At 64.7% G+C, this 5,180-nt stretch carries 5 protein-coding genes and 1 pseudogene; 3 read left to right on the forward strand and 3 right to left on the reverse strand.

The window, feature by feature from the left end; all coding sequences use genetic code 11:
* The 3 genes and pseudogenes from EN742_RS23490 to EN742_RS23500 all read right to left on the reverse strand — a co-directional run.
* Positions 1-347 (reverse strand): annotated as a pseudogene (locus EN742_RS23490) (antibiotic acetyltransferase); the annotation flags it as partial.
* Positions 348-468: 121 nt separating this feature from the next.
* A complete protein-coding gene (locus EN742_RS23495) occupies positions 469-957 on the reverse strand; it encodes a CreA family protein (RefSeq protein WP_128333338.1) in 489 nt (162 codons plus the stop codon).
* Positions 958-1,017: 60 nt separating this feature from the next.
* Complete coding sequence (locus EN742_RS23500) at positions 1,018-1,515, reverse strand: cytochrome b/b6 domain-containing protein (RefSeq protein WP_127406651.1); 498 nt, start codon at positions 1,513-1,515, stop codon at positions 1,018-1,020.
* Between the two features lie 211 nt (positions 1,516-1,726).
* Between EN742_RS23500 and EN742_RS23505 the strand changes: the two genes are divergently transcribed.
* The 3 genes from EN742_RS23505 (at position 1,727) to EN742_RS23515 (ending at position 5,116) form a co-directional block, all read left to right on the forward strand.
* Positions 1,727-2,305: an SCO family protein gene (locus EN742_RS23505; RefSeq protein ID WP_126053913.1), complete on the forward strand. Its 579-nt coding sequence runs from the start codon at positions 1,727-1,729 to the stop codon at positions 2,303-2,305.
* 9 nt (positions 2,306-2,314) lie between these two features.
* Positions 2,315-3,187 (forward strand): 50S ribosomal protein L11 methyltransferase, encoded by an 873-nt coding sequence (locus EN742_RS23510; RefSeq protein ID WP_126053912.1) that lies wholly within the window; start codon positions 2,315-2,317, stop codon positions 3,185-3,187.
* 84 nt (positions 3,188-3,271) lie between these two features.
* The gene (locus EN742_RS23515) at positions 3,272-5,116 is read left to right on the forward strand and encodes an aminopeptidase P family protein (RefSeq protein WP_126053911.1); all 1,845 of its coding nucleotides are present in this window, start codon (positions 3,272-3,274) and stop codon (positions 5,114-5,116) included.
* Positions 5,117-5,180 lie beyond the last annotated feature (64 nt).

Raw genomic sequence — 5,180 nt, forward strand, 5'->3', positions numbered from 1 at the left:
ATGCTGACGGACCTTGCCTGCCGTCGCTCCCGGAAGGCCGCGTCGACGCCCAGCCAGCGGAAATACTCGTTCGGCCGGTAGCTGACCTTGTGCTGCGTCAACCGCTCGATCGGATGCTCCAGCGCATTGATGCGGCTGTTGGCGGCGATCGAGCAGAATTTGCCGATCGTCGTGTAGATCGCTTCGGCGTGGCGTTCGAAATAGGAAAAATCGCCGACCGTCACCTCGCGCAGGATCACCCGCTCGCCGATCGAGGCGTAGCGGCCGAGCTTGCAGGCCTTCAGTTCCGCAGTCGGATGGATGCGCGGCTCAGGGTCTTTCAGGACGAGGTTTTCGGCACGGTCCATGCGGCGGCTTTACCCCCGCGCGATTGGTCCCGCAAGGCGGGAGCAATTGTCCCGCGCAATTGCTGCCGCAAAGCGGAAGCAATTGTCGCGCCGACAAACAGCTCCAGAGAGCCTGCCCCGCTTATTGCGGCTTGCCCTTGGTCCAGACCACGTTCTGGCCGTAGAGCGGGATCGTCGTGACCGACATCTTCGCCGACCCGTTCTGCACCTGGCGTGAATGCGAGAGATAGATCAGCGTCTCGTTCTTCTTGTCGTAGATGCGGTTCACCACCTGCTTCTTCCAGATCAGGCTGATGCCCTGCTTGAACACCTCCTCGCCGCTTTCGCCCATGTCGATGTCACCGATGGTGATCGGTCCGGTCTGGCGGCAGGAGATCGATGAATCGGACGGATCCTCGAACCAGTTGCCCTTGTGCAGGCGATCGATGACGCTGCGATCGAAATAGGCGACGTGGCAGGTGACGCCCTCGACTTTCGGATCCTTGATTGCCTCGACCATGATGTCGTTGCCGACCCAGTCGACGCCGACCTTGCCGACCTCCTCGGCCGCCGCGGCGCCAGCGCCAAGAACGAGGCATGCGGCAAGCGCGCCGTCGATCAGTTTTCGCAAGGAAGCCTCCTCGGTTCGAGTTGCCGGTCTCAGGTGGGACTGAGGTGGCTTGTTTACAAGCTAGGCCTGGCGGAACCTCAACATCTGCCGCAGCACGTCGCTCCTGAGGACAAAGTGCTGGACCAGCGCGCCGGCGATATGCAGCAGCACGACATAGAGCAGGATGTTCTTGCCCACCACATGCACCAGCCCTGCCCCCGGCACCTGCAGGAACCAGGCGGCAGCGCCCGAAAGCGGCACGATGAAGATGAGCGCATAGATCAGCAGATGCGCCGCCTTGGCCAGCAGCCGCAGCGCCGGATGCTCCATGCCCGAGACCGGTGGCACACCGCGCGTCGCCCTCAGCCAAAGCCGCCACGTCGCGAGAACGAGCACCGCAAGGCCGAGCACGACATGCATGTAGGCCAGCGGCAGATCTCCGGCGGCGGCCTCCTGCCCGCGGCGAAAGGCACGCCAGACATGCTCCATGCCGTCATGGGCTAGGAACTGAACCAGGATCAGCACGGCGATGCCCCAATGCAGCCAGATCTGGGTCTTCGAATAGGAGGCTGCCTGCATGTCGGTCCATCGCTGAAATGTCTACCGCGAAGATAGATTGGGAGAAAAACCGGTCAAATTAAGGATTGGTAATATACCGCCAAGGGCCACTGCCGCATCGATCCGGTTGCGGCAACGCGGCATCTTTGCCTCGGCCGCCTCTACCCGCTAAGACTTGCTCGGACAAGGCGCCTGATTGGGCGCCCAATGAAATCACGACGGACATTTCCTGATGATGCGCTCAATCCTGGTCGGCATTCTCGTCCTGATGGCGGCAGGCATCGGCTGGCTCACCTTCGACTGGTACCGCGGCCACTATGGCGGTGAGCCCTACGGCGGGGCTTTCGCGCTGGTCGACCAGAAGGGCGCCCCGATCACCGAGGCCGCATTCAGGGGTCATCCGAGCGTCGTCTTCTTCGGCTTCACGCACTGCCCTGAGGTTTGCCCGACCACGCTCTTCGAGATGACCGGCTGGCTGAAGACGTTGGGCGACGAGGGCAAGAACCTCAATGCCTATTTTGTCACCGTCGACCCCGAGCGCGACACGCCCGAGGTTGTGAAAGCCTATGTCGGCAATTTCTCCGACCGCATCGTCGGCATCAGCGGCGACCCCGACAAGGTCCATGCCATGGCCAAGGCCTTCGGCATATACTGGAAGAAGGTCGACACCGGCGACGGCGACTACACGATGGACCACACCGCCTCTGTGCTCTTGCTCAATGGCAAGGGCGAGTTCTCCGGCACCATCGCCTATGGCGAAAGCGCCGACGCCGCCGTTGCCAAGCTGAAGCGCCTGGCGAACGAAGGCTGACACGATCCGATGGCGCAGACGCGGCTCCATTTCACCGCCGGCAAGATCGAGGCCGATCGCATCTTCGCCGCGCTCGATGCGGCCTTCGAGGATGAGGGCCTGCCGCTTGCCGTGTTGGAGGTCGACGAGGATCGCGACATCCACGAAGTCTCGCTCTATGCCGATGGCGACGTGGATGCGGTCGAGGCGCGGGTGAAGGACATTCTTGCCAGCCTGGCGCTGACGAAGCCGATCGAACGCGAAACGCTGCCCGAAATCGACTGGGTAGCGCGCTCGCTGGAGGGCTTGAAGCCGGTGCGCGCCGGCCGCTTTTTCGTCCATGGCGCGCATGACCGCGACAAGCGCCACAGCGGCGATCTCGCCATCGAGATCGAGGCTGGGCTTGCCTTCGGCACCGGCCATCACGGCACAACCGCCGGCTGCCTTGAAATGCTGGCGAAGGTCGTGCGGCGCGAGCGGCCGCGCAACGCCCTCGACCTCGGCACCGGCAGCGCCGTGCTGGCGATCGCGCTGGCGAGGCTGGCGCATATCCCGGTGCTGGCGACCGACATCGACCCGGTCGCGGTCAAGGTCGCCGCCGCCAATGCCCGCCTCAACCACGTCAAGGCGCTGGTCGAAACCGTGACCGCGCCGGGCTTCCACCACCCGATCTTCAGCAGGCACGCGCCGTTCGATCTGATCGTCGCCAACATATTGGCGCGGCCGCTGATGCGGCTGGCGCCGGAAATGGCGAAGCACATCAGGCTCGGCGGCTCGCTCGTGCTGTCCGGCATTCTCGATCGCCAGCGAGACGCCGTGGTCTCGGCCTATGTCGGCCAGAGCTTCCGCCACGTTCGCACCCTGCACCGCGAGGGCTGGGTGACGATCCATCTCAAGCGCTGAAATTGGACCAATCCGACCTTCCGGAAATCGATTCCGGTTTTCGGGGCCATGCGCTACGGTCGCGCCGAACAGAGGAGGCCCATCATGTTCCAGACCTTCGATTCGGCGGGCGATCCGTCTGTCGGCAAGCCGCGCGTGGCGCTGCTGCGGCAATGGTTGGCTGAGAACAAGCTCGATGGTTTCATTGTTCCCCGCGCGGACGAGCACCAGGGCGAGTATGTCGCCGACCGCTCGGCGCGGCTGAAATGGCTGACCGGCTTCAGCGGCTCGGCCGGTGTCGCCATCGTCCTTAGCGACCGCGCCTTCGTCTTCGTCGACGGGCGCTACACGCTGCAGGTGCGCAGCGAAGTCGATCTCGACATCTTCGCCATCGAGAGCCTCATCGACAACCCGCCTGCCGCCTGGATCAAGGACAATCTCGGCAAGGGTGCACGCTTGGGCTTCGACCCATGGCTGCACACGCTGAGCGAGGTCAAGGCGCTGAGGGCCTCGGCCGAGCAGTCCGGCGCGACGCTGGTGCCGCTCGACAAGAACCCGATCGACATCATCTGGAAGGATCAGCCCGAGCCGCCTGTAGCGCCCGTCGAAGTTCATCCGATCGGCTTCGCCGGCGAACTGGCCAAGGACAAGCTGGCGCGGCTGGGGGCGGCGATCGACAAGGACGGCGCGACGCATGCCGTGCTCACCGACCCGTCGTCGATAGCCTGGGTCTTCAACATCCGCGGCGGCGACGTGCCGCACACGCCGCTGGCGCTTGGTTTCGCGATCCTTGCCGCCGACGGCAAGCACCAGCTCTTCATGGACCAGCGCAAATTCCCGCGCATGGTTGCCGCCTATCTCACCCAGCTTGCCGATCCGCACGAGCCAGGCGAGTTCGAGGCGGCCGTTGTCGCGCTGGCCAAGGGCGGCGCCAGGATTGCGCTCGACCCCGTTTTGGCGGCTGAGAAGCTGAGGATTTTGGTCGAGGGCAACGGCGGTACGGTGGTCTCCGCGCCCGATCCAGCCCGCATTCCGCGCGCCACCAAGAACCAGGCCGAGATCAACGGCAGCCGCGCCGCGCACCGTCGCGACGGCGCGGCGGTGGCCAAGCTGCTTTGCTGGCTCGACCGGCAAAAGCCGGGCTCGCTCGACGAGATCGCCGTGGTCACCAGGCTCGAGGAGGTGCGCCGGCAGACCGGCGAGGAGACCCAGATGCCGCTGCGCGACGTCTCCTTCGACACTATTTCCGGCGCCGGCCCTAACGGCGCCATCATGCACTACCGTGTTTCCCGCGCCACTAGCCGCAAGCTTGCCGATGGCGAGTTGTTCCTGCTCGATTCCGGCGGCCAGTATCAGGACGGCACTACCGACATCACCCGCACCGTACCGATCGGTGAGCCGACGCAGGAGATGCGCGAGCGCTTCACCCTGGTGCTGAAGGGCATGATCGGCATTTCCATGCTGCGCTTTCCGGCCGGCACGCGCGGCTCGGAAATCGACGCCGTGGCGCGCCTGGCGCTATGGAGGCATGGTTGCGACTTCGCCCACGGCACCGGCCATGGCGTCGGCTCCTACCTTGCAGTCCATGAAGGCCCGCAGCGCATCGCCCGCACCGGCACCGAGAAGCTGCTCGCCGGCATGATGCTGTCCAACGAGCCCGGCTACTACAAGGAAGGCGCCTACGGCATCCGCATCGAGAACCTTGTGCTGGTCACGGCCTCCGAGCAGGTAGAAGGCGGCGACATCGCCATGCATGGCTTCGAGACGCTGACGCTGGCGCCGATCGACAAGCGCCTAGTTCGCACCGATCTGCTGACACGCGACGAACTGCATTGGCTCGACACCTATCACGCGCGGGTGCTGGCCGAGATCGGCCCTATGCTGGACGGCGAGACGCTGGCCTGGCTGGAGAAGGCGACCGCGCCGCTGCCACACGACGCCAAGATCTGAATCCAACAACTTGGAAGGTCAGCGCTGCCCCTCATCCGCCTGCCGGCACCTTTGTAACTTGTCC

This window comes from Mesorhizobium sp. M4A.F.Ca.ET.020.02.1.1, from assembly GCF_004022645.1.
In the GTDB taxonomy this organism is placed as follows: Bacteria; Pseudomonadota; Alphaproteobacteria; order Rhizobiales; family Rhizobiaceae; genus Mesorhizobium.

What these genes read in the sequence shown, in the direction of transcription:
- EN742_RS23500 (WP_127406651.1), bottom strand. Translation starts at nt 1,515, where the DNA reads ATGCAGGCAGCCTCCTATTCGAAGACCCAGATCTGGCTGCATTGGGGC.
- EN742_RS23505 (WP_126053913.1), top strand. Translation starts at nt 1,727, where the DNA reads ATGATGCGCTCAATCCTGGTCGGCATTCTCGTCCTGATGGCGGCAGGC.
- EN742_RS23510 (WP_126053912.1), top strand. Translation starts at nt 2,315, where the DNA reads ATGGCGCAGACGCGGCTCCATTTCACCGCCGGCAAGATCGAGGCCGAT.
- EN742_RS23515 (WP_126053911.1), top strand. Translation starts at nt 3,272, where the DNA reads ATGTTCCAGACCTTCGATTCGGCGGGCGATCCGTCTGTCGGCAAGCCG.